This is a genomic window from Rhodococcus sp. 06-235-1A, from assembly GCF_002258785.1.
Taxonomy (GTDB): Bacteria; Actinomycetota; Actinomycetes; order Mycobacteriales; family Mycobacteriaceae; genus Rhodococcoides.
Genome location: NZ_NOYI01000016.1, coordinates 1 through 23,156 on the forward strand (window position 1 = coordinate 1; position 23,156 = coordinate 23,156).

Annotated in this window: 24 protein-coding genes; 4 read left to right on the forward strand and 20 right to left on the reverse strand. The window is 62.6% G+C overall.

Annotated elements, in window-relative coordinates:
- The 11 genes from CH275_RS29510 to CH275_RS16420 form a co-directional block, all read right to left on the reverse strand.
- Window positions 1–1,563 (reverse strand): hypothetical protein (locus CH275_RS29510; RefSeq protein ID WP_179276180.1); only part of this gene is annotated, 1,563 nt, incomplete at its 3' end.
- The gene (locus CH275_RS16375) at window positions 1,557–2,441 is read right to left on the reverse strand and encodes a hypothetical protein (protein WP_094679407.1); all 885 of its coding nucleotides are present in this window, start codon (window positions 2,439–2,441) and stop codon (window positions 1,557–1,559) included. The genes CH275_RS16375 and CH275_RS29510, both read right to left, overlap by 7 nt.
- A complete protein-coding gene (locus CH275_RS16380; protein WP_094679408.1) occupies window positions 2,438–3,067 on the reverse strand; it encodes a hypothetical protein in 630 nt (209 codons plus the stop codon). The genes CH275_RS16375 and CH275_RS16380 overlap by 4 nt, the downstream gene beginning before the upstream one ends.
- Before the next feature lie 26 nt (window positions 3,068–3,093).
- The gene (locus tag CH275_RS16385) at window positions 3,094–3,363 is read right to left on the reverse strand and encodes a hypothetical protein (protein WP_143546790.1); all 270 of its coding nucleotides are present in this window, start codon (window positions 3,361–3,363) and stop codon (window positions 3,094–3,096) included.
- Entirely contained in the window at window positions 3,360–3,653 is a 294-nt protein-coding gene (locus tag CH275_RS16390) for a hypothetical protein (protein ID WP_241259766.1), read from the reverse strand. The genes CH275_RS16385 and CH275_RS16390 overlap by 4 nt, the downstream gene beginning before the upstream one ends.
- A 13-nt stretch (window positions 3,654–3,666) precedes the next feature.
- Entirely contained in the window at window positions 3,667–4,308 is a 642-nt protein-coding gene (locus CH275_RS16395) for a hypothetical protein (RefSeq protein WP_094679410.1), read from the reverse strand.
- Entirely contained in the window at window positions 4,305–5,444 is a 1,140-nt protein-coding gene (locus CH275_RS16400) for a MinD/ParA family ATP-binding protein (RefSeq protein WP_094679411.1), read from the reverse strand. The genes CH275_RS16395 and CH275_RS16400 overlap by 4 nt, the downstream gene beginning before the upstream one ends.
- Window positions 5,445–5,469: 25 nt before the next feature.
- Window positions 5,470–7,206: a cutinase family protein gene (locus CH275_RS16405; RefSeq protein ID WP_094679412.1), complete on the reverse strand. Its 1,737-nt coding sequence runs from the start codon at window positions 7,204–7,206 to the stop codon at window positions 5,470–5,472.
- Window positions 7,206–8,039, reverse strand: a complete 834-nt coding sequence (locus tag CH275_RS16410) for a hypothetical protein (RefSeq protein ID WP_094679413.1) — start codon at window positions 8,037–8,039, stop codon at window positions 7,206–7,208. The genes CH275_RS16405 and CH275_RS16410 overlap by 1 nt, the downstream gene beginning before the upstream one ends.
- 59 nt (window positions 8,040–8,098) lie before the next feature.
- Window positions 8,099–9,376, reverse strand: a complete 1,278-nt coding sequence (locus tag CH275_RS16415; protein WP_094679414.1) for a hypothetical protein — start codon at window positions 9,374–9,376, stop codon at window positions 8,099–8,101.
- A gap of 466 nt (window positions 9,377–9,842) precedes the next feature.
- A complete protein-coding gene (locus CH275_RS16420; RefSeq protein WP_179276181.1) occupies window positions 9,843–10,280 on the reverse strand; it encodes a hypothetical protein in 438 nt (145 codons plus the stop codon).
- A 993-nt stretch (window positions 10,281–11,273) separates the two neighbouring features.
- Between CH275_RS16420 and CH275_RS16425 the strand changes: the two genes are divergently transcribed.
- A complete protein-coding gene (locus tag CH275_RS16425) occupies window positions 11,274–11,771 on the forward strand; it encodes a helix-turn-helix transcriptional regulator (protein WP_143546791.1) in 498 nt (165 codons plus the stop codon).
- Window positions 11,772–11,944: 173 nt separating this feature from the next.
- Here the strand turns inward: CH275_RS16425 and CH275_RS16430 are convergent, their stop codons facing one another.
- Together CH275_RS16430 and CH275_RS16435 are read right to left on the reverse strand one after the other, a co-directional pair.
- A complete protein-coding gene (locus CH275_RS16430) occupies window positions 11,945–12,979 on the reverse strand; it encodes a GAF domain-containing protein (RefSeq protein ID WP_256991066.1) in 1,035 nt (344 codons plus the stop codon).
- A 41-nt stretch (window positions 12,980–13,020) separates the two neighbouring features.
- Window positions 13,021–14,406 carry a cytochrome P450 gene (locus CH275_RS16435; protein WP_179276183.1) on the reverse strand — a complete coding sequence of 462 codons (1,386 nt, stop codon included), beginning with the start codon at window positions 14,404–14,406 and terminating at the stop codon, window positions 13,021–13,023.
- 381 nt (window positions 14,407–14,787) lie between these two features.
- Here CH275_RS16435 and CH275_RS16445 point away from each other — a divergent pair, with 381 nt between their 5' ends.
- A complete protein-coding gene (locus CH275_RS16445) occupies window positions 14,788–15,030 on the forward strand; it encodes a mycothiol-dependent nitroreductase Rv2466c family protein (RefSeq protein WP_094679417.1) in 243 nt (80 codons plus the stop codon).
- A 251-nt stretch (window positions 15,031–15,281) separates the two neighbouring features.
- Here the strand turns inward: CH275_RS16445 and CH275_RS16450 are convergent, their stop codons facing one another.
- The 4 genes from CH275_RS16450 to CH275_RS30405 are packed head-to-tail and all read right to left on the reverse strand — an operon-like array spanning window position 15,282 to window position 18,648.
- Window positions 15,282–16,187, reverse strand: a complete 906-nt coding sequence (locus CH275_RS16450) for an LLM class flavin-dependent oxidoreductase (RefSeq protein ID WP_094679418.1) — start codon at window positions 16,185–16,187, stop codon at window positions 15,282–15,284.
- A 48-nt stretch (window positions 16,188–16,235) separates the two neighbouring features.
- Window positions 16,236–17,048 (reverse strand): PIG-L deacetylase family protein, encoded by an 813-nt coding sequence (locus CH275_RS16455; RefSeq protein ID WP_094679419.1) that lies wholly within the window; start codon window positions 17,046–17,048, stop codon window positions 16,236–16,238.
- Window positions 17,048–17,929, reverse strand: coding sequence for a ribosomal RNA small subunit methyltransferase A (locus CH275_RS16460; protein WP_143546793.1), 882 nt, complete (start codon window positions 17,927–17,929; stop codon window positions 17,048–17,050). The genes CH275_RS16455 and CH275_RS16460 overlap by 1 nt, the downstream gene beginning before the upstream one ends.
- A 5-nt stretch (window positions 17,930–17,934) precedes the next feature.
- Window positions 17,935–18,648 (reverse strand): metallopeptidase TldD-related protein, encoded by a 714-nt coding sequence (locus CH275_RS30405; protein ID WP_373453720.1) that lies wholly within the window; start codon window positions 18,646–18,648, stop codon window positions 17,935–17,937.
- Here CH275_RS30405 and CH275_RS30020 point away from each other — a divergent pair.
- Window positions 18,598–19,035: a hypothetical protein gene (locus CH275_RS30020; RefSeq protein WP_256991067.1), complete on the forward strand. Its 438-nt coding sequence runs from the start codon at window positions 18,598–18,600 to the stop codon at window positions 19,033–19,035. The genes CH275_RS30405 and CH275_RS30020 overlap by 51 nt on opposite strands.
- Window positions 19,036–19,397: 362 nt before the next feature.
- Window positions 19,398–19,928, forward strand: coding sequence for an HAD-IIIA family hydrolase (locus CH275_RS30410; protein WP_094679422.1), 531 nt, complete (start codon window positions 19,398–19,400; stop codon window positions 19,926–19,928).
- A gap of 44 nt (window positions 19,929–19,972) precedes the next feature.
- Here CH275_RS30410 and CH275_RS30280 read toward each other — a convergent pair whose 3' ends face one another.
- Genes CH275_RS30280 through CH275_RS16485 form a run of 3 tightly spaced genes read right to left on the reverse strand, consistent with a single transcriptional unit; the run spans window position 19,973 to window position 23,155 of the window.
- Window positions 19,973–21,085 (reverse strand): zinc-binding dehydrogenase, encoded by a 1,113-nt coding sequence (locus CH275_RS30280; protein ID WP_094679423.1) that lies wholly within the window; start codon window positions 21,083–21,085, stop codon window positions 19,973–19,975.
- A complete protein-coding gene (locus tag CH275_RS16480) occupies window positions 21,082–21,891 on the reverse strand; it encodes a phytanoyl-CoA dioxygenase family protein (RefSeq protein ID WP_179276184.1) in 810 nt (269 codons plus the stop codon). Before CH275_RS16480 ends, CH275_RS30280 begins: the two co-directional genes overlap by 4 nt.
- A complete protein-coding gene (locus CH275_RS16485; protein ID WP_094679425.1) occupies window positions 21,872–23,155 on the reverse strand; it encodes a nucleotide sugar dehydrogenase in 1,284 nt (427 codons plus the stop codon). Before CH275_RS16485 ends, CH275_RS16480 begins: the two co-directional genes overlap by 20 nt.
- Window position 23,156 lies beyond the last annotated feature (1 nt).

Sequence of the window (23,156 nt, forward strand, 5' to 3'; positions counted from 1 at the left end):
GCCACCGCCTCCACCGCCTCCGCCACCTCCGCCGCCACCGGTTCCGGGGGCGCGGCCGCCGTAGCCTCCCTGGCTGCGGGTGACCGCGCCGCCGACCGATTTGACTGCGCGGGTTGCGCCCATGACCGCGGCGCTGGTCCCGCCGCTCATGGCAGCCATGCCCAGGGCTGCTCCACCCGCAGCCATGCCGGCCAGTGCCATCGGGCTACCGGACGACGCGCTCGAGACGTTCAGTACCCGCAGCAGGGCCGGAAGTGCCACTGCCGCAACGGTGAGCAGGATCAGGCCTTGGAGTTTGGTGACGTCGGAGCTCGGGTCTGCGGCCCAGAACGCGGTGGCCATGATCGCGGCAGATGCGGGCTTGAAGAGGATGAACGCGATCGCCCAGTTGCGCATCTTCTCGTACGACTGCGAACCCATCTCGGTTCCCGACGCCGCTGCGGCGACGGGCAGGACACCGACGATGACCATCAAGAACGCCATACGGACCACCAGCAGCACGACCTGGACCAGTGCGCCGAGCATTCCGAACAGGGCGATCAGCAGAACCCAGCCCGGCCCCCAGGTCGAGGTGTCGTCGATCATCATCGCCTGGACCTTCGCGCCGAGGTCGTTGCCGCCGGATTCGCTGAGCAACCACAAGCTGATGCCGTCCGAGACCTGGATGGCCAGGCCGATGGCAACTCCGAACAGCGTCATCGAAGTGATCGTCCGGACGAAGGTACGCACGAGATCCATCGCCGCGGCGTTCTCGTTTCCGGACTGCGCGAGGGCGACGCGGATGCAGGCGACGAATATCGAAATCACCAGCACTGCACCCTGAATGGGGAGCATGTAGGTCTGCAGCACCGTGAGGTAGTTCGCGTCCGACAACGCCGGCGAGGGGGTGGTGAACCACCAGTTGATCATCGTGCCCCAGCCGTCGGCGACGCCGGCGATGAGGGACTTGACGTTCTTGCCGAACGCGGAGTCCCACATCTTCTGCAGCGCATCGCCGGGATGAGAGACGACGTTGGCGAGCTTGCAGACCTGCTCGCCCGGGTTGGCGAAGATCTTGCGCAGTGCGCCCGAGACGCTGGCCCACGATCCGGTGTCCTGAGTCATCGACTCGCACTGCTCGTCGAACCCGAACGTTCCTTCTCCTGGTGCGCCGTTGCCGATTTCGGGCAGTGCCGGTGCCTGCGGGGCTTCGGTGGGTCCGCCCTCGGGGACGGCGTAGGTCACCGTGGGGCACGACTTCGTCGACTGTCCGCCGCCCAGTGGAACGGTGATGCAGGTCAGCTCGCGTTGGACCATCGTGTAGCCCGGAGGCAACGGCTTCGGTGTCGTCCCTTCGAGACCGCCGAGGGTGATCGATCCTGCGGGCAGGTTGTTCGAAGCCAGATCGTCCGCGCCGACGAGCTCGTAGCCCTGCGGTGCCGCCGGGATCGCGGGGGCGGTGGTGTCCTGCGCGGAGGCAGGCGACGCGAGCGCGCCAACGAAAGAGGCGGTCGCGATGAGGACGACCAGCGCGGCGAGAACCGCATGCACGATTCGTCCGGCGCGTAGCCGCATCGTCACCATGGAGTCCACCCGCTCAGTGACGTTGCGGTGCCGGAGAGGTCACCGAGCTGCTCGGGGAAGGTCAGCTTCCAGTCACCGTCGACCCAGGTGGCAGTCAACCTGGTGGTCAACCACTGGGCGGTGCCGTTGTCCGCTTTCTCTGCGGGACTGGCGGTTTCGATGACGGCGAGATCTTGGTCGTAGTCGAGGATCCGGAAGGCGTCGGATTTGGTTTGGTAGCTCAGGGCGGCGTCGGTGGCCCCGCGATGGAACGGGCCTTCGGCGTCGAGTTGTGCGTACAGCTCGCTACGTTGCGCTGCGGTCATGACGGTCTGGTTGTCGTAGATTCCGCGTGCGGTCTCGTTGTTCGCCGACCCCAGGCGCAGTGCGATCTGCACGGCCGCCAGGGCCGCGCCTTGAGGGGTGTGGGCGAACCCGGTCGCGGTCAGACCTTGCACGGTGGACGGGCCGTCGGAGGTGGAGAACGGGACGATCGCGCCGTCGTTGACTTTCTGCCAGCTCACCCCAGCCGGGGCGGGAACCGGTACGGCCGGGTTGTAGGGGCCGTAGTCGATCGGCGATTGGGGCAGTGCCCACCCGCCGGGCCATTTCGGGATGTCGACCCGTCGGCCGAGGCGGTCGACGGTCGGTGTGCCGAGCCCCTGCATCGCGCCGTCGGTGTTCGGAACGGCCGTGGGGCCGGTGGAGGGAAGCGCTGTCACCGACGGACGGGGCGTCTCGGTAGCCGGCGAGCTGTCGTCGGAGTCACCGCTGAATCGCAGGACGACCGCGACGACGGCGCAGATCACGATGATCGCCACGACGAGCATCGCCGCGCCGGTCACCACCGGGTTGCGTTCCTTGGCGGGCTTGTCGCCCTCGCCCTGTCCGGTGCTCATGATGCCGCCGCGAAGTCGGTGAAACCGGTCGTGTCGGTGAGTGTTTCCGGCTCCGGGATGTCGTCGGGTGCAGGCAGGAGCAGCTTCCAGTCCTCTCCGGACCAGACGAGGGTGTGGGTGGTGGCCACCAGCGCGCCGTCCGGGCGCTCGACGGCCAGCCGGACCGCCGCTCGGGCGTCGGTGAAGTCGGTGACCTCGAAGCCCTGCAGGCGTGCTTCGGTTCCTTCCGGCGCCGGATCGGTGATGGAGACCTGCGCGCGGTTGATGGCGTAGGTGTCGCGGCCGACGCCGGGAGCTGCGACCGCATTGACCACATCGGGCCACGAATTGTCCGGTGCCAGGCGCAGTCTGGTGATTCCCTGCGCTGCGGCCAGGACCGCGCCCTGCGGCGTCGGGGTGTATCCGGTGGCGACGTCGCCGGCCACCTCCAGCGGCCCGTCCGTGCTCGAGGTCGGCAAGGACGCTCCCCGCCAGGTCTCCCACTGCACGTCTGCCGGCGCGGCCGAGGTGTCGACGGCTGCACTCGTCGAGCTCGTTGTGGTGTCGGCTGTGGGTTCGTCGGATCCGCATCCGGCCAGGGCGAGGACCACGGATGCAGTTGCGACGGCGATGAGGTGGCGTTTCATATGAAGGGTCTCCGATTCGGATTGCGTTATGAGAGAGCGAAGCCCGCGAGTGCGCCCGCCGAGCTGGCGGCGATCGCGGCGGCGAGGATCCACAGGATTTTGCGCACGGTCCGGGTGAGGGGTGTCGAGGTGGCGAAGTGCCACCACAACACGCCGCCCGCGGTGATCAGTGATGTCACCAGCACGGCTCCGACGATCCACATCCCGTAGCCGAGGAGCTGGTCGAGCGGTTCGGTGACTTCGGGTGGTAGTGGTTGCGAGGGCGGTGCCGGTTGAGCGAGCACTGTTGCTCTCATGTCATCACCCAGGTGATCCACGACGCTGCGAGCGACATGATCAACGCGCCGATCAGAGCGCCGATGACGATTTTGATGCCTTTACCGGCCATGGCCCCGTTGCCGGCCGCGTGGTCGAACCACATCACGCCGCCGCCGACGATGACTCCCAGGACAGCGCCGCCGGTGAGGATCCAGAGGACGACGCCGACCATGCGCCAGATTCGGTCCCCGCCCGGTGGCACGACGGCATCGGGCTGCGGGACGGCGAGGATCGTGGTGTGGAGTGCGTCGATTGTGTTGATCAGCATGGTGTTTCGCTCTCTAAGGGTTGGTGTGGAGGATCGAGACGATGGTGGTGCGGATGGCTTCGGCGACGTCGGCGACCTCGCGCGGTACGGCTTGGTCGGGTGGTTCTCGTTTGCGGCCGGTGGCGACGGGGTCTCCGGGTGTCCAGAACGGCAGTTCGTCGGGTGTCAGTTCGTTCCAGGCATCGATCCAGGGGATGCGCCAGTGGTGGTCGTCGACGAGCCCGGCAACCACTTCGAGGCGTTGGCGCAGATCGCTTTTGAGCCGACTCGGTGACGCTGCAACGGTGACGAGCCCGACCAGCGTCGCTGCGCCGCCGTATCCGGACAGATGTTGGGTGAGCAGGTCGTGAGCTCGGGTGATTCCCCACGCGGATTCACGGGCGACCACCACCACGAACGGCGATTCCTGCTCGAATCCGGCCGGGAACGCTCCCATCGCGTCGCCGGCGATCGACCATGACGCGGTCAGCATCGAGACCCCGGCACCTCCGTGGCCGCCGACGAGCCACCACGAGGGCACAGCCCGGTCAGCGGGGGCGTAGACCGGCTCGGGCCAGATGTCGATGCGGCGGTGTGGCGGCGGAGGGGTGATCAATCCGTGTGGTCGTCCCGGCTCGCGGGGGTCGTCTGCGGATGCCCACGCTGTGGCGTTCACAGCGTCGGCCCCTCTGCTCGGTTGCTGCTCTGCCATCCGGCGGCGAAGTCGGTGGCCACCAGTTGCGCGAGATCCCGATACGCCGAGCGTGTCGCCGGGAGCAGTCGATCCCAGTGAATTTCCGCGCCCTCGTCCAGATGCGGATCGAACGGAATGGTCACCACTGCGCGGACGCGGTCGCCGAAGTACTCCTGGAGCTGCTGGTCGGTCAATGGTGTCTTCGAGCTGCTCGACATACGCGAGACGACGATCACGCACCGCCGCACCAGATGCGAGTAGTGATGGGCGTCCAACCAATCCAACAGCGCGTTGGTTCTGGTGACCGCCGAGACGTCGAGCTTGGTGGGCGCGATCAGCGAGTCGGTCAGATCGAGTACTCCAGCCATCGCGGGGTGGGTGATGCCGGTGCCGCAATCGGAGAGCAGCACCTGGAAGTGGTCCTGGAGTATCTCGATCACGCGCCGGTAGTCGTCCTCGCTCAGCGCTTCCGAACGCTCCGGATCGTCGTGCGAGGCGAGAACTTGCAGACCGGTCTCGGCTTCGAGGGTGTGTTCACGTACGTCCGCGTAGCGTTCGGTGTGGGGGGCAGCGAGCAGGTCGTAGATCGTCGGTGGATGCTCGGTGCGGGGCGCGATCGCGGCGATGCGTTCGGCGAGGACACCGGCATCGGGGTTGGCATCTATGGCCAACACCCGATCGGTGCGCACGTTCGCGAAGGCGTGGCCCAGCACGACCGACACGGTCGACTTTCCGACCCCGCCCTTGAGTCCTGCCACGGTGATCTTGTGGTCGGTGCGTATCGGTGCGGCGATCTGAGCGTCGAGCGCGCGTGCGCGCTTGTCCGCGGGTGATTCACCGGCGTTGATCGTGCGCAGAGACAACGCGTAGAGGGCGCGTCGCCATCCCGATGCAGGAGCGGCTCGGACACCGTCGATCTCCAACGCGGACGCCGACGGGGGGCGCGGCGACGGCGTTCTGTCGCCGCGCCCCAACATCACCACCGCGGTGGTGTTGCGGTCCAGATCGATCTGCCCGAACGCCGGTCGTGGCCCGACCGGTGTGGACGACGTGTCGACGTCGTCGATGTCGGGACTCGTCCGATCGGCCATCAGGCCGTCTTTCCAGTCGGTGCTCATCGGGTGGTCCTTACCGGGTTCGACATCAGTTGGACGGGGTCAGCCACGAGGAGTCGTCGGGTGCGGCAGCGGGGGCCTGCATCGGGAACGCATCGCCTGCCGGGGCCGCCGAGGTGGTCGCAGTGCTCGTGCCGCCGGCGTCGGTAGCCGGCTGCGGGGTATAGGTCGGAGTCGCCAGCGTCGACGAGGACTCGGCCCAGGGGTCGAAGGCGGTGGCGGTCGTCGACGGCTGTGCGCCGACCTGGAACTGCAGACCGGGAAGGCCTTGGTAGGAGCCCTGCCCGTCGACGGGAACGGTGCGGGCGAAGGCGTCCGTGTCCGCTGCGGGGGCGGTCGATCCGGTCTCGAGGTCCTTGACCAGCGCGGTGATCCAGTCCGATGCGAAGCTCAGCCAGGTTCCGCCCGACGGTGTGACCGCATCACGTTGGTAGGACTCGTGATTGGCGCGCACCGCCCAGTACTTGACGTCGGTGGCCATCTTGATCAGGCCCTTGTTGTCGGTCAGTTCGTTCTGCACGATCTTCGACACGGCCGTGGTGGTCTTGTCGGTGATGTTCGCCGGAACCAGCTGTAGGGCAGCCTCTGTCGCTTTGGCTCCGAGCAGAGCCAGTGCTGCCGGCGGATTGGTCAGGCCGACGGTGGCCAGTTGCGCGATGTTGTCCATGGTGAGGACCTTCTTGGCGAACGTGACCGCGGTGTTGATTCCGATTCCGAGGACTTTGTCGATCGCGGCGAAAGCATCGACCTGGTGTGTCGGGTTGGAGGCGTCGGCGGCGCGGTTGCTCAGGGAATCTCCCGGCCGGTAGTCCAGGCCGCGGGTTGTGCCGTCGCTGCTGGTGATGTCGTTGTTGACGACGTCGACGCCCATCTTGAGAGCTGTGGTGCCCATGACCTGCGCGGCCGACCACAGGACCCCGATGGGGTCTTGGGTGTTGAGGTTCATCTGGCCGCTGACGTTGGTCACCAGACGGGCCAGCGGGGCGTCGGCGGGTGTGTCGCAAGCGATGTCGCCGCTCGCGCATGCCGATGCGACTCGGCCGGTAAGGGTCCCGAAGGAGGCAGGGGTCTGTGCGGCGAGAGGTGCGATTCCGCCGCCGTCGGACGGCGGGGACGGCAGCGTTTCGAGCTTGGTCACTTCTGCGCCGCGAGTGCCGGGAGCGGGTGCGGGGTGTTCCTGGGAGGGCGCGCCGGGGAAGATGCCGTCGCCCTGCTTGCGGGTGGGATCGGAGTAGAGCATTCCCATCGCGACCCGTGCGGGCGGGATCGGGCCTTGGCCTGCGCCGATCAGCCGCAGTACCTCCGAGGCAGCTCCCGCGCCCTGCGAGTACCCCAGCAGCCCGAACTTGGTGTCCGGGCAGCGGGCGGCTTCGTCGGCGATGATCTTCGAGCCGTTCTGCACCCCTCGCGCGGCCGAGTCCTTGTAGGGGGTTCCGGTGAAGCCGTAGTCGGCCGGGTACGGCACGTAGGTGCGGTCGAACTTGTCCGAGGTGGTTCCCCCGAACTCGGCCAGGACCGGAAGGATCGCCGCCGACAGCGTGCCCGAGTCCTGCTTCGGCATGGACCCTTCGGTGGACTCGGTGGTTCCCTGAAAGACGACGACGTGCAGCAGCGCGCACGGGGCAGTGCTCGAATCAGCTGCGGCGGAGGTGGTGTCGGGAGGTGTAGTGGTCGGTTGCGCTGCAGCTTGGGTGCCGGCGCTGACCGTGATCGCGGCGGACCCCAGTACGGCCATGGCGGCGTAGGTGAATCGGTTGGCCTTCATCAGTTCTCCGTTTCGGTGATGTCGACGATCGAGGTGATGAGGGTCCGATCACCGTCGGTTCGTGTTCGTACGATCTGGGTCCACGTCACCGGTTCAGCGCCCGGGACGGCATGGGTGAGGTAGACGGTGTATTCGTCGGGTCCTCTCGGGGTGATGCGCAGGCAGTGCGTGGTCTCGGACGGGAAGGTGTCGATTCCGGCGCTCTGCAACAACTCTGGGCTGCCGACCGCGGCGTCGGGGGTGGTGAACGCACGCGCTGCGGCTCCGCTGCGCGTGACGTAGTAGGCGTAGTCGAATCCGAGGATCGCGTCCGGGCCCGAACCGAATCCGCCCGGCCCGGCACCGGTGACGACGCCACCGGTCCTGGACTCGACACAGGGTGGCGGCGAGGCCAGTGCCGGGGTGGTGGTGGGCGAGGGAGCTGCGGTTGTGGTCGCGGGTGCTGCTGGTGTTGTGAGCATCGACGACATCCCGGCCGCGAACGACGCATCGTTCGCGGAGTCATCGGACAGAGCCAATGTCACGGCACCGATGGCCGCCCCTGCCACCAGGCTGGCCGCTGCGAGGGAGCCCCAGATCGCCAGCCGAGAACGCCGTCCGCGCTTGTTCTGTGGGATCGGACGCGGTACCGGTTTCGGCACCGGCTTCGGTGAGAGACCGGCGACCGCAGCCTCCCGGCTGGTGAGAACCGGTGGGGCTGCGGTCGCCGGCCGCGGAGCGGCGGCAGGGGTACGCGGGTGAGGCGTGCTCGGTGTGTCGGTCAGTGCGGCCCGCTCCCACGGTTTGCTTCCGGGCCGGGAGGTGCCGGGACTGCGATCAGACAGCGATGCCATAGCTGCTGCTCACTCCTTCTGGTCGACGAAATGCTGGTACACCGAGCACGCCCGCTCCTCTAGACGGGCTGGCTGGTGGTCAGGGCCTGCCACGCCGCATTGGCCTGCTCGAGGGCCGGTCCCGCAGCGGCGACTGCGTCCGCGACGGCTGGCTGTTCGACCACCGTCGAGGCGAAGCCCGCCGCCGCGGTAGCGGCCGGTTCGATCCATGTGTTCGCGTCGTTGACGGCCTGTTCGACGACCGGAGCAGCATTCTGAACGGCGGTGTTCGCCTGAGCGAGCAGATCAGCCCCCGCCTCCGTGGCCAGTGGTGCCGGGGTCACCGGAACCGGGCTGGCGGCAGGCGGTGCGGGTGCAGCATCGACTGCGGGGGCGGGAGCGGGTGCCGGCTCCTCGATGGTCGCTGCTTCGCCGCCTGCGGCTGCGCCGCCGATCAGAGCACCGGCTGCAGCACCGACCGCGGTGGTGGCTGCAACGAGCGGTGTCGCGACAGCCGCTCCCACACCAGCTCCAGCGAGTGCCGCTGCGCCGGGTACGAAGATGAAGCCGAGTGGACCGGCCGGCAGGATCGCCGGAGTCAGGGCGGGGGTTGCGGCCACGCCGAGACCGGCACCGATGGCCGCGCCGCCGACGGTGATCGCCGCGCCGGGCACGAGACCGACACCGAGTCCGACCAGGCCGCCCGTCACGGCACCGGCAGCGGTACCGGCGGCGATACGGTCTGCTCGCGGAGCGTCCGCAAGGCCGTTGTCGACGAGCAGGTTTCCGCCGTCAGCCTGGATGGCCTGGAAGGTGTTCGAGACCTGGCGGGCAAGCACACGGTCGACGCCGTCGGGGATTCGATACGGGGTCGCCCCGATCAGGACGGAGTCGTCATCGACCTCGATCGGCACGATCGTCGGCCGCTTGACCGTCGGCACCGGTGCTGGCGGTGGTGCCGGTGCGGGAGTGACGGTTTCGGGACCATCGCTGATAGCCGGGCCTTGGATCGGTGCGGGGCTGCTCTCGTAGACGACCGGTTCGGAGTAGTAGGTGGTGTCGTAGGAGGGCCGCTGTCGACCTGCGTTGTAGTCGTCGACGGTGCGCGTCTCGGAGTAGTCGTAGATCGGGGTGAAACCGGGGACGTACGAGTCCTCGGGAGCGGGCGGGGCGGGTGCCGGAGCTGGCTGGGTCACACCAGGCTGCTGGCCTGGCGCAACAGACACACCCGGCTGACCCGGTGCAGCCTGAGCAACACCGGCGCACGCGATGCACAGTGCAATGGGGATGGCGCACGCAGCAGCGATCCGCGTCGTGGTGCGTCGGCGCCGACCTCCACTACCAGTCGATCTGAACATTTCTTCACCTTTCATTGACGAACAATGCGTTTGGGTTACAGCGGGTAGATCCAAGAAGGAAGCTGGTGCTCTCGGCCCGTCCCCGATTGGTTGTCAACCAATCATGCTGAACAGCAGTGTGATTCAGGTTCTAACCTCGTAGCTCCGCCGACGTGCAATTGGGAGTGCGGGTGATGCCGAAGGTTTGCGGGTCCGATCACCCGCACCCACCAAGTGCACTCGGCTTATGCGAACAAAGACGAGAGGGAGTTCACGAAGAGAATCCACTGAAGGAAGAGCGGCACCTGTCTAAAATCCTTTCTCTGAGAGGGAGTTACGGGGTTCTGTCGATGTCCCGGCGGGGACGCGTAGGTCGGCACACGATGAGGTCGAAGCGTCACCATGCGGCCCTCGCGCCGGTCCATCTGATGAGACGGAGGCGAAAACCCTCAAGTCAGGCAATCGCCGGGCTCCGTCTCACGGCTTTTCAACGGTGGCGGGGAGTCCGATCTGTACGTGAGGTCCGGTTCGGGTTCCCCGCCACTCGCTGTGAACGTGATTGGCCTGCCCTGGGCGGCTGCTTACCGCCGGGAACGGCACCGCCGAATGCCGCCGGGTACGGCACGTACGCGCGGTCGAGTGAGGAACCGATAATCTGAGCTGCCTCGAGCGCCGGGCCGAGGACCGTTCCGAGCATTCCGGTGTCGGCCTTGATCGGCGCATCAGGCGAGGACTGTCCGGTCCCCTGGACCGCGAGTGTGTAGAGGGCGGGGCGGTCGGTGACCAGTTCGTCGAGCAACGGCTGCTCTGGGCTGGCCGAGGCAGTCGGCGGCGTCACCAACAGGTGTGCCGCGGTGACCGACAGCGTGCACGCTGCGACGGCCATCATCGCGGCGATGGATCTGAAACGAGTTCTGTCGGACAATATTTAGACTCCTGTCAAAACCGAGAGAAACTGCGGGATGCGCCGTCGACGACGCCGGAACGTGAAACTTCGGTGCGCTTCCTGGTGGGTGCCAGGTCGGTCGACAAACGTAGGCACCCACCGACATGGTTGAAGACGCGGTCAGCCCAGCAGGCCGAGCCAGTACCAGAGCTGCGAGAAAATCCACGGCATCGGGCGTATTCCTTTCTGTCAGTGGAGGTGTAGGAGTCCGGTGGATGTCCCGGCGGGGTCGCGCAGCGCTGAACATGATGAGATGCGCTCGCTGCGCGACCCTCGCGCCGGTCCACCAAGTAAGGGCTACGCGTCGACCTCAGTGCAGTGAGTCCGCCGCGTAGACCCTCGCGACTGATCGCCTTTTCAGGCGCCAGTCGAGATTGGGGGGATTAGGCCACGTGGCTGAAGAGCGGGGACCGTGAGAGTGGTTCCAGGAACGCCGCATCGGTGTCAGTCCATTCACCGATCGCAGAGCCCGTCTCTTCGCAGATCAGCCTGTGGTGGCTGTGGTGGGGCACGGCTGGGAGCGAACACACGGCCAGGCCCGCAGTACGGTCGTTGACCGAGGTGCAGAGGGCGGTGCCGGGATTGCAGGTGGAGCCCGGATGTAACGTTTGCGGTTGCGCGTCAGATTTCATAGGTGTCTCCGATCCGATTGCGGTCCTGCTAGATCCGCATAGGCTGGGAGAGCCCCTGCGGATACAAGTTGGGCCCGATATTTGGGCTTTGTTCTGTAGGTGGAGGGGACTCCGGATGCGTTTCGGGACGACCAATCACGGCGCATCTGGAGTCTGCTAATTCGAGTTACTCTGTGCCAGTCGGTTTCTCGCTTTCTGTGGCGTATCAGTGATGTGTAGACGCTGCGGTTGATGCGGCGTGCGCCTGTAGGCCGAATCTTGCGCTCTCGACACTCAGGGACGAACCTGTAGGGCATTGTCTAAACAACTGGATCTATACACTAGCATCCAAACATGCTTTATGTGCTACCGAATTGGGACAAGTGGCATCGTGTCCTCTCGTGAGGTTCCATCGGTGAGGCGTCGGTTGCGTGGTTTCGCACCTGACAAGCTGCGGGCACGACGAATTGAACTCAAACTGAGTGGTGCCGAGGTTGCGCGCGTTCTCGGAGTGGCTTTGACGACGTATTCACAGTGGGAGCGAGGCCAGTCCCATCCCCGTATAGACACTCTTGCGCGATGCGCTGAGGAATTTGGGAGCGAGATCAGCGACTTCGTCTCAGTGCCGCAGGACGAGGAATACCTCGGTGATCTGCGAATATCTAGGGGGCTGACCCAGGGGATGCTCGCGAGCGAAATCGGCGTCAGTAGCCAGTACATCGGGGCGCTCGAGCGCGGGCAGAGCAAGTTGAGCGCGCCGGCCGCCCGCCAGATAGCGGACGCGCTGGGGTACCCGACGCAACGGGTCAGCGAGGCATACGAGCGTGTGCGGAAGCGGCCACGGGGCGAACCGGCCTGACTGCGAATTTGACTCTGAGTCGACATTCTGGCTCCAAGACGCATGCTTGTTAGCCACGTGAAATGTGTTCCACGTGGTGCTCAAAGGCTGCGTCTGAGGGCCATGCGGCCGACAGGAAGTCTTCAACTCTTCGGGAGAGTGGAAGATGCCGAGGGCGAAGCTATCACGATCTGTTAGGGAGTGGGAACCTCGAGCGCCTGCTCGGAAGGTTGCAGCGCGGGGAGCACCGCAAGGATCAGACGGTCACCAAGTTGTCCAGGGTAGGGCCGTAGCTCGAGTCGGGTTTGCTGCCACTTCCAGCCGGTCGCGTCGCCGCCGTCGATTGCACGGATGCGTACATCAGCTGACACAGGAGACGTATTGTGGGTCCACTTTTCGAGAGCATCTGACAGTGTCGCCCGGTCGTCGTCGTGTAACACGCCGCAACCGCTTGTGAGATCACGCCATTTCACCCAGGTTGGAGCTTCCGGTAACCACATTGTCAAAATCCCGGTTCGGCCGTCGAATACAGCGATGCGTGTTCCACCGCTCACGAGGCCGCTCGGCATTCCCAGCTCAGCCAATGTCGGTTTGTCGGGTTCCGTTGTGTCTGTCACGTCGTGCCATAGCAGCCTGAGGCCGACGTTGGGAGGGTCAGTTCTCCCTCTGCCCCAGCAGTGCCAACGCATGATTCGGCCATCTGCGTGGAGAACGGACATCGGGTCTTCCCACTTCCGACCGTGTGTAGGGACCAGCGCCTGGGCGAACAACTCCTCGGACCCATCGAATTTGACGGCCTTGGCGTTGTACTCAGCCGGGGTTCGTTCCGGTACGTGATCAGCCGCAGAGACGCCGGACATCATGGAAGCCTCGACTGTCTGCTCGATGACGGTGCGTTCGAGTAGCCAGGCTATTCCGGAAACGGTCCGCACAGGATCGGGTTCGACCTCCGGGTCCCCCACCCAGAGCTGTATGCCGTGGGTTTCCCCTGACGGCCCCAGAACTGGTACTGCGCGAATGCGAGCTTGACGCCTACGGCCTTTGAAGATCACATCTTGCTCGGAGCAAGAACTGCGTGTGAGTTCCAGAAAACCATGCAGATCGAACTCAGGCCCAGGTGACAAACGATCGATTTTGGTCCAATCTCGGACCTTCCCCCCAGTACTGATGACTGTCATCTGTCCTGGAACCAAGGTTTCCACCAGGTGCCAGCTGTTCACGATGTCCACAGGTTCCCCTTCCTGATCGACCTAGACAGACGACGGTACAGTCACGACCGCCGCGAAACAGAAAGTCTGACGCCATGTGGCCTCATTGTCACGGCTTCTCGCACGTCGAGCTGGTAATCGGGGTCTGCTCGAATCTCGTACCGACGAGCGATGGACGCCAACGCAAGCACCGCCTCGTGTAGGGCGAATTGGCGGCCGATACATGCTCGCAGACCGGTGCCCCAAGGCTTGTAGATGCGGCGGTTGGTGTCGCTTGCCTGGCTTGTGGCGAACCGGTTGGGGTCGAAGGTGTGTGCCTCTGGCCCCCATTCCGGTGAGCGGTGCAGCTGTGGCAGGAGAACAAAGACCCATCCCTCGGGTACCTCGTATCCGCCCAGCGAAGTTGCTCCGCGCTCACGTGCCTTGCGGAAGTAACCGGGTGCAGCGGGCCACAGCCGGAGGGTTTCGTCGACGACGTGTCGTGTCCGTCGTAGCTTGGGTACGTTTTCGAACTCGATGTCGGTGCCATCAGGAGCGACGGCGTCGACTTCGGCGCGTATCCGCTGCATCTCATCGGGTCGGGTGCTCAGGAAATGCAGCGCGAAGGCGATAGTTGATGCGGTTGTTTCGTTTCCCGCGATCAGGAAAGTGATGATCTGGTTGCGGATGTTCTCCAGTGTCAGTTTGTCGCCCGTATGGGGGTCTGGCGTGTTGAGCATGTGTTCGAGCAGATCCGGAGCCGTTTTGTTGGAGTCGGGCTGGGCCATCCGCTGTTCGATCAGGGAGTCGACAGTGTGGCGTATGAACTGCAGGTCCTCATCGTGCTGCCTCGTCGCTTTTCGTCCTAGGACAGAGCGGACGATCGGCACATCGTTCGATGACTTGTTGACATATTGAAGGACGCGAGCGATGGCGTCCGCAAAGGGTACGGGCTGGCGAAACGAGCCGAAATCATGCGACAAGGCGCAACGCCCGATCACGTCGAAGGCTAGTTTTGAGCACTCGTCGTATGCGTCTACCGGACCCGATCCGCCGTCCCATGAGGTCAGAAGTTCGTTGACTGATTCCTGCATGGCTTCGTGGTAACCGCGCATGGCCCCTTTGCTGAACGCCGGCCCCAGCACAGCATGCGCGCGATGCCAGTTCGGCTCCGAGTTGAACGCGGTGAACAGACCGTCTTCGCCGATGGCGCGTAGCTTTCGATGTGGCAGTGCAAGAAATTTAGCCCAGTACTTCTCGTCGTTCACCTCCGCGACAAGCTCCGGTTCCGAGACCACGACGAGTCGGTGGCCAAAAATCTTGCGTTCGTAGATCCCCCCGAGCTCAGCGGCCATTGCCATCTCTTTTTGAACAGGCTTGGCGGTATCGAGGCCAACGATGTCTCCGGCAAACGGCAGTCGGTAGCGCGGGTGAGGCAGAGTCTTCGAGATGGTTTGGGCGATCTCCATGCCCGATAGTGTCCCCCACGTCTACAGACACTGGTCGGCGACCATGTCTGACGCACGAGTGAATGCGGTGCGGGCAACGCGTGTCACGTTGATCGAAGACGTCATAACAACCGGCGGAGCCGTCCCAGCCGCCGCTGAAGCGCTGCGTGAGCGGCCCGCCGAGGTAACTACGGTCGTGTGTGCGATCGACCGCAGCAGCAACGAGGGACGACTCGAAGCCGCGGGCGTGTCCGTGCGCTCAGTGCTTACACTTGCCGACCTTGATCGCGCGCACAGGTCATAAAGGGTCGTGTTCATATGTACGTAAACAGCTGTGAGGCAACGGCTTTACTCTTCCCGATTTGTTACCGATAATTTAGATTATGTCGGGTAAAGTGCTGCATGTTGCATCTGATGAATCAGTCAGCTCCGGCAACTAACTGCGACTCCCACCACGACGGCCTCGACCGCATCGATTCCGAAGCCGGCACACCCGTCTTGGCCATCACCACGCCCCAGGGCAACCAGCGTGCATTCTTCGGACCAGTTCTCAGCAACGCCATTGACCGCGATGACGCGATCCTCCTTTGGGAAGCCCTACTGCGCCTGCTGTCAGTTCACGCCTTCCAAGAGCTCAAAGGTTGAGCGTCGCAACGCGCATGCCTGCGTCGGGGCGTGGAGCAATACGACCACTCTTGATATGCCCGGTTACCGGTAACCCGATATTGCACCTAACGCACGAAAATAAGAGAAAATCGCTCCAAAGTTGCGCCGTCAGCTTAGAAATGTAGGCCTAGATGCGGATTAGTTGGCTTGCAGCACCCAAGCGATACCCGAAAAATCGGATATTGTTGCACAGCTCCGTGTTTCGCTTGAGCACGTTCCATTGGCTGCCGCTACGTTGCACGGCTTGATAAAATCTCGGTTGAGATTTTCTCAAATACAGACATCTTGGCTTGGTATGGATGATCGGCTCGTGGCCAATGCGAGACTATGTCAGTGAACCCGATCTCGGACAGTTGTCCGCACGCGTCCCTATACGATTCAAGCGATTCGACCTCTCCCCCGATCCTCGCGCCGGTCACCAGCATGCGCCGCACCTTCGTGGGGTCGCGACCTTCCGCCAGACAGCCCTCGTCGAGTTTGTCGATCTGTCTACGCAGAGCAGGAATTGCAGCGTCGTACTGGGTCAGGTCGCCGTGCCCACCCCAGCCGGTGGTCACCCAGATGTCAGCATGCTTAGCAGCTTCTCGAATGCTTTTTGGACCAGTCGCGGCAACAGCGAGGGGGACAGGCATGTCGCGTTGGACCCCTGGATAGGTATACGCATCGGTGGTGCTAAAGTAGTCCCCCGAGTACGTAGTAACTGGTTGATGCAACAAAAGGCTCGTTAGCTCAACGAACTCCCTGAAACGATTCAAGCTCTCCGTGTTGGATAATTCAGTCTTGCCTAGGATTACATCGTCAGCGCCACCTCTAGCGCCAGAGCCGATGCCGCAAACAATACGGCCTCCAGATATATCGTTCAAAGTCAACATGTCTTTGACTAGAGCGACGGGGTGGCGGACACTAGGACTGGCGACGAGGGTTCCTAAATGTAGAGTCTTAGTGGCCATAGCGGCTGCTGTCAATGTTGGAATAGTCGCATGCCAGGTTTTCTCTTTAAACCAACGCCACACCAAATGATCGTAAGTCCAAGCGTGATGGAATCCAAGCTCCTCGACACGAGTCCACTGCTCTCGTGCCGCAGTCCAGCTATGCTCAGGTAGAACAATGACCCCGTGTCTAAATTCGCTGCACATAATATACCTTTGCTTTCAACGCGCCTTAGCTTTGTGAGGACAGCTGCGTTACGCAAAGAGGGACGCTGAACGCGTCTCTTTAGGCCGCCACTGAATGAACTCTTCGTAGGGAAATGCCCCGTGCATGTCGGCGGCGGACAACGCGAACCAGCCCGAGTCGGCGGCCACCTGGCTTGCATGGCAGCGGAGCGCAGCGTTACGTCGAGTGAAGTCGACGAGGTCCAGGGGCACCCGCGTCGTGATCTGCGCGTCGTCGAATCCATCAGGTCCGAAAGCAATCCCGGATGCGTAGGGATCAACTACTTCACGTTCAGTGCACCTGCGAGATAGTGCCCGGTGCCGCTGCAACGAGAACGCCACCCAAAACACCGCAATGTCGGCCCGCCCTACGATGTCCAACGCTGCCAGCAGCACTACGTGCGAGCGTAGATGATCCGGGTGCGGATCGCGGGCATGCTTAGGACCATAGCCCACGATTACATCGGGCCGTTCTTGCCGAATCACCGCGGCAAGTGCCCGCGCGCTATCCGCAAGTGGGGCATGCGCGAAGGCCCGCGACCCACCGGCGGTCCCATCGGGACCCGAGTCCCCGAACGGTAGACGATGCGTCCTCACATATCCTAAGGTTCTTGCGCTGCATTCCAACTCAGTGCTACGTATGTTTGCCATGTCGATCGGGGACGAAAGATCATAATCAGGGGGTGGGACAAATCGTGGATTCAGCACGCGGCCAGCCGCGCCGTCCGTGCAAGTGACTAGTACGGACTCAATACCCCTCGCGGCATAGTGCGCGATGGTGGCACCGCCACGAGACACCTCGTCGTCGGGGTGCGGGTGTACTGCTAAGAGACGGGCAGTCATCAATGCTTCTTTCGGCGCGCTGGGGATTGGCGGCGCACCCGAACCCCGCGGCGCGATTCGCCAATGTGCTGGATACTCTTCGAAAGGTGTAACGCCACCCAGTCGGAAGTGCTCAAATCCTTGACTCGAGTATGTTCCGAAACTCCAGCCCTACCCGGCCACGAATTGGTGCGGGATACGGCTGCACATGCCTCCCGCACCTGCGCATGACCGGTCGAAAATAGCGCCCGCACCGTTTCCTGATAAATAACCCGGTCTGCCCAAGGCAGCATCGGTCCGCTTAGCGGATCGACAAATAAAGTGGCTGTGTCGGTCGCCGGTGCTGGTTTGAATTTTCGACGCGAGAACTGTTCTCCCAAGGAAAATGAAAACCACGGTGCCCATTGTGCGTTGAAAAGATTCCCTCCCCACCGTCCGCAACGCTTTTCAGCGAACTCGCGCTGTGTTAGCAGAACCATGCCTCGTAGCCGAGTAGGCCCTACCTGTAGGCAGTGCCGCACAATGCTGGTAGAAGAGCCAAAAGGGATGTTGCCGACAAACAATAACGCTCCCAAGGGCATCTGCCAGTCAAGAAAATCGGCAGTATGCACTCGGACGCCAACTAGCTCGCGTTCGGCCAAACGTTTGGCCCACTCGGGGTCGATCTCCACGGCTTCGACACTGCGGCCAGCTGCCGATAAAGCGCTGGTGATCATACCCGAGCCTGCGCCAATTTCAACTACCGTTGCAGTGGAGTCTTCTTGCACTTGCCTGACGAATCGGCAGGCATCGGTTGGTGATCTAAAAAAGTTCTGGCCTAGCGCTTTGCGCCGCTCGACCGCCGGCGCTGTACGGGCCCACTGGGCACTGGGTGGCGGCAAAGATCCGCGCGGGTTAGACATGTACCTCACCTTCCGCTGACGGGTCCGTAGCTCACAGCGTCAAACAACGCCGGTGCCGCACCGTGCCCCACTCTGGCACGCTGGCGCGGGTCGCCCTTCACACAGAATGTTACCGAATGCGTTTGCCACTCTGCCGCGCCGGCGACCTTTACGCATGATCGCCAGAAAGGCAGGGTGCTCCCCTGGTACCCGGGTGCTCTCAGCATCTCTACTCGCTGGCCATTTGAGATCCGCCAGGCTCCCTCGCAGGCGAAGTGAAATCTTCGCCGATCTGCGTCAATGGAGAACGACCGGTTGCCCAATAGCAGCAGACCTGACCCCATCTCGGTTAAGAGGTCGTCAGTGCTACCTTCCCCTGGTTGCAGATCGACATTCGCCATTCGCACCAGCGGCAACGCGGCCCCGTCAGAGCGACTCGCAGAAGACTGAGCTATGCCGGGACTCTGTTCGGAGTCCACGGACTTTGAGGCTCCGATCAGCCCAGTTAGCACCCCCCCGGTTATAAGCGCACCCGAACTGACCGCGTATCCGTCGTCGTCCCAGCCCAGTGTTCCAACACCAAGGCCCGATGCAGATCCAAAGACGTTGACCACAGGCGATCCATATTGCAACCGGCCCACATCAGATGGCTGCACAAAAGAGCCCCCTGCATAGTCTGCTTCTCGTCCGTGGATCCGGTCAATTTCGAGAGGGTGACCAATCGATTCGTGGATCTGCATGGCAAGCTGCGAAGAATCGAGCACTACTGGTCCGACCCCCTCCGGACAATACCGTGCAGCAGCCAAGGCAACCGCCTCATTCGCACACTGGAGCGCGTGCCCAGGCAGATCAAGGTTGATGATGTGCTCCCAACCGCCGGAGGCGGCGGAGCCCGGTCCCGCCGGATAGTTTCGCCACGCTTGCCCGTCACGGCCATCGGCCCGGACACGCAGTACGGCATCGGTGTGCACCAGCTCACGGAACCGGCGACCTCCGCTAGAGCTGAAGAGATCGGTCGTACGACGGTAGACTACTGCTTCGGCGCTGGCGGTTACGCCCGGCACCGATTCGGCCACTGCCACGGCCGCTTGCAGCAGTTCGACACGTTCCGATTGGGAGACATCTGAAGGATCGCATGCCGTAACTGTGCGTTCCGCGCGGTCATCGTCGAAATCAGCAAGGGGGCGCGGTAGCGCACAAGCGCCAGTACCTGGCTCCGCGAGATTGCATGCCCGCTCGGCTAGTCGGCGGGCTCCGGAGACGTCCGATCTTGGTCCCCACGTTGCACCAAAGTTGCCGCGGCGGTCCACCCGCACACCAATCTGATCAGATTCGCGCACGTGGGACTGTGCCCCCGCAGCGGTAACTCTGGTTACCTCCTCGATAGTATTATCCATGTGCACAATCACAGAATCGACCTCGCGGCCCGTCAAAGCGTCAAAAACGCCGGCTCTCAAACCATGAAGACGCTGGGTCATGGTGTCCGCAGATGATCGGGGCGGTGCTGTTCGACCGCGACGGGGTTCTGGTGCGATCCAGGGTAGTTAATGGTCGCCCGGTTCCAGCTAGCGATCCTGTCGCCGCGCTCGACCCTCAAGCCCCTCGCCTGGTAGCCCGTTTGCGCTCGCTTGGTTGGGCAGTCGCGGTGGTGACCAATCAGCCGGATGTCGCCCGAGGGCTTACGACAGCTGAGTACGTTACTGAATGCCACCGAACCCTCGCGAGGAAACTGGCACTCGATCCGGCCGCCTTCTTTGTGTGCTTCCACGATAATGCCGACCGTTGCAGTTGCAGAAAGCCGTTGCCTGCATTGCTGACCGAGGCGGCTTCGTGGTGTGACGTACCGATCACCAACACAGTAATGATCGGCGACCGCTGGCGCGATATTGCCGCCGCTCAGGCAGCTGGTGCAGACTCTGTCTGGATTGATCGCGGATACGACGAACCCGTCCCGGAGCCACCTTTCCGTTGTCGGGTATCTTCCCTGTCCGAGGCTGTCGGGGCAGTGCTCGCTGGCTGAGGTGTGTTGAACACGATAGGTTGCCCAAGTGTCAAAGTATGCGGTCACGCAAAAACGGCCTTCATTACTGAGCCGTCCCGCACAGCGGCTAAGGCCTCTTCAGCACCCGCGTGTTCAAAGCGAGTGACCAGACTGGCCAAGTCGAAGTGGCGGACCATCGCAGGCAGCCGCTCGACATACCGCACTAGGTGGGCACCTGAAAAAGCCCAAGAACCAACAACGTTGAGTTGTCGATAGACGATTTGGTGAGGATTCATGGTGACGTCACCGCTATCGGTGTACTGGCCAACAATCAGGTACGAGCCCGATCGACGCACCATTCGTAGACCTTGGTCAAACGCAGCTGGAACACCGGCACATTCGACAACTAAATCGGCTCCCCGCCCCTGCGTGCGGGCCTGTATCTCTGAGAACGCCCGTTCAAGTGCCTCAGCCTGATCTACTCCGGTTCCGGCGACTTCCAAGTGGTCGTGACCAATACCAGCACGAGCGGCCAGCTCAAGACGTTCGGCGGGCCCCCCGAGCACAACTACGTGACGAGCACCAGACATCTGCGCGAAGGCAGCGGCGGCTAACCCTACGGGTCCACTGCCCTGAACTACTACGGTTTCACCCAACCTGACAGGCCGGCGTTCATATGCATGCACGAGTGTGGGACCAGCGCACGCCAGCGATATGGCCTCATCGTCGGTTACTTCAGCGGGAACTTTAACCACAGTTGTGCCAGCCTGTAGCGCAATGTGTGTGGCCCAGGATCCCGATAGGCCCGACCCCGCCGACAGCGGCCGGTTCACTCCATAGGTGTGTCGCTCATCGCATAACGTTGGCTCACCCCAAAGCCGACACGGTATGCAAATCCCACAAGCGATTGATGACGCCCACATCACCCTGTCACCAACCAAAAGCGGGGTGCCAGCGCTGTCGCACAACGGTTTGTCGCTAACCGACTGAACTCGCCCAAGTCCTTCGTGGCCGAGGACAAGCGGGGTCGGAATCGGCAGATGGCCCGCTTGCAGGTGAACGTCGGTGCCGCAAATGCCGCCCAGTAAGTTGTCGAGTACTACCCCGCCCTCTGGAGGATCGGGAATGGCAATCTCACGTGTCTCAACTGGCTGGCCAAAATGGTTCAGCACCACTGCGTTTGCAGTAGAAGTCATTGTCTGCCTTCCGTCGCATGCAGTAGCGGCCGGTGGTCGATCGCAAGCGCATCCGTGTCGTCGCCGACGAGATAATTTGGCCTAGCGGCACCGTTTGGCTTCGGCAAGTTACGTATATCGTTGTAGGTGATGATAGTCAGCCTGCGGGGATGAGGCGACATGTTACTGGCAGATCCGTGCACTACCTTCGGGTGAAAAAATACGACGCTACCGGCAGCTCCCTTCGGGCTGATCAGCGGATATTTTCCGACCAGTTCAACGAGCTCGTCACGGTCCAAGGTAATGCTGCGTGGGTCAAGATGTCGATGTTGTGCTTGCGCACCTGCTTTCGGTCGACTATCCGATTGATCCGCATGAGATCCGGCTGCGAATACGACCGGGCCATTGAACTCGGTTACATCATCAAGAAACAAGGCAATATTGACCAATCTGGCCTCCGGGAGCCCGTCTTCCAGTTGCCATGCGTGAAAATCTTGATGCCATGAGAATCCGCCGCCCGACAGTGCCGACTTGACGTTGGTTTTAAACTGATATACGTACGCGTCGCTGTTTAGCAGTTTCTGTACAGGTGCGAGTAGGCGTGGTGTGCGCACCAGATTGGCGAACAAGCTCTGCCGATGATGAGAAGCGTAGAGAGCGCGCATCTGATCCGACCCGTCTTCCAGAATGCGCTGTGGACCAGAAATTTTGGCATCGGTAGCCAAAGCGGCACGCATTGCAGCGACCTCATCGGAAGTGAAGAGTTTGTTTTTGCATACAAAACCGTCGCGCCAATAACTGTGGCTTTCAGCGTCCGTCAATTTCACTGAATGTCCCTCCTTCTGGGCTTGCGATAGTCCTGATTTGCCATCCCGCCTCGTGGATCTTCTCAGGATCAAGGCCGCTACATCCGTCGATAATTACGGCTTGCGCTGGTCGTTGCGCGGTCCAATCGAGGTTAATCACCTCGGTGAGAGCGGCCAAGACTAAGACAGCGTCAGCGTCGGTCACTGCTTCGGTCGCAGTGTCTACGCGCTCGACGCAGAGATCGGCCGACAACTGATCGGCAGCCGGATCGAAGACCACCGCGTGTGCGCCGGATTCAGTAAGCCTTTGTACAATGCGTAACGGGAGGGAATCACGCAGCGTTGCGACGCCCGGCTTGTATGTGAGTCCCATTACTGCGATGCGTTTGCCATCTAACCCGCCGACGGCCTCAGCAGTGGCCCTTAGCGACCAAAAAGCGTGCCGCTCGTTAAGATTGAGCACTGCCGCGAACAACTCTGATCGACCCGCACGTTGTCCTAGTGAAGTGAGTGCCAGCAAGTCTCTGCGTAAAGTCGCACCCGAAAAAGCTTCGCCTGGACGCAACGGTGCGTTTGGTGACACTCGAGGGTCAGCTTTAAGTCCTGTCGTCACGACTCGTGGGTTGGCCCCGAGGTGTGCTGCTAGTGCACCCAGCTCGTTCGCGAATGTAATACATAGAGCCAAGTAGGCATTAGTTGCGTGCTTGATTAGCTCTGCTTCGATCGGCAGGACGAGAGTGGGTTGCTGATCAGGAAAGAGCCGATTCACTGCGGCGAGAGCGGGCTGCTCTTCTGTTGCGCCAACGATCAACCGAGTGGGATTGGTGAAGTCGACAAGTGCCGACCCCAACCGAAGATTTTCCGGTACGTAAACGATCGTTCGTCGCTCAGGCAGCGTTGCCGACCACCGCTCATGGGTACCTGCCCGTAGCTGACTCATAACTATCAGCACAGCATCAGGAGGGGAATGGGTGCCGAATTTGTGCACGGCTTGCTCGAGACGCACATCCAGTCCAGCTTCGTCGGGCTGAGTGTCGTAAGCAAGGACGCATAACTTGTGCCCCGCCCAATTCTCAAGTGTTGTAGTGGAGTGCATCTGGTCAGCACCAGCGGCCAGTGCAGCCGAGACTCCTGGCTCCCCGGTCGGCGCGCGGCCATTCAGAGCGGCATTAAGCAGTTGCGAATCCTCGTCAAACAAAGCAAGAGTACAGCCGCGGTTCAAAAGACCCGCGCACACCGCGGTACCTAGGTGCCAGGTACCACATACGGCGATCACATTAGTCATC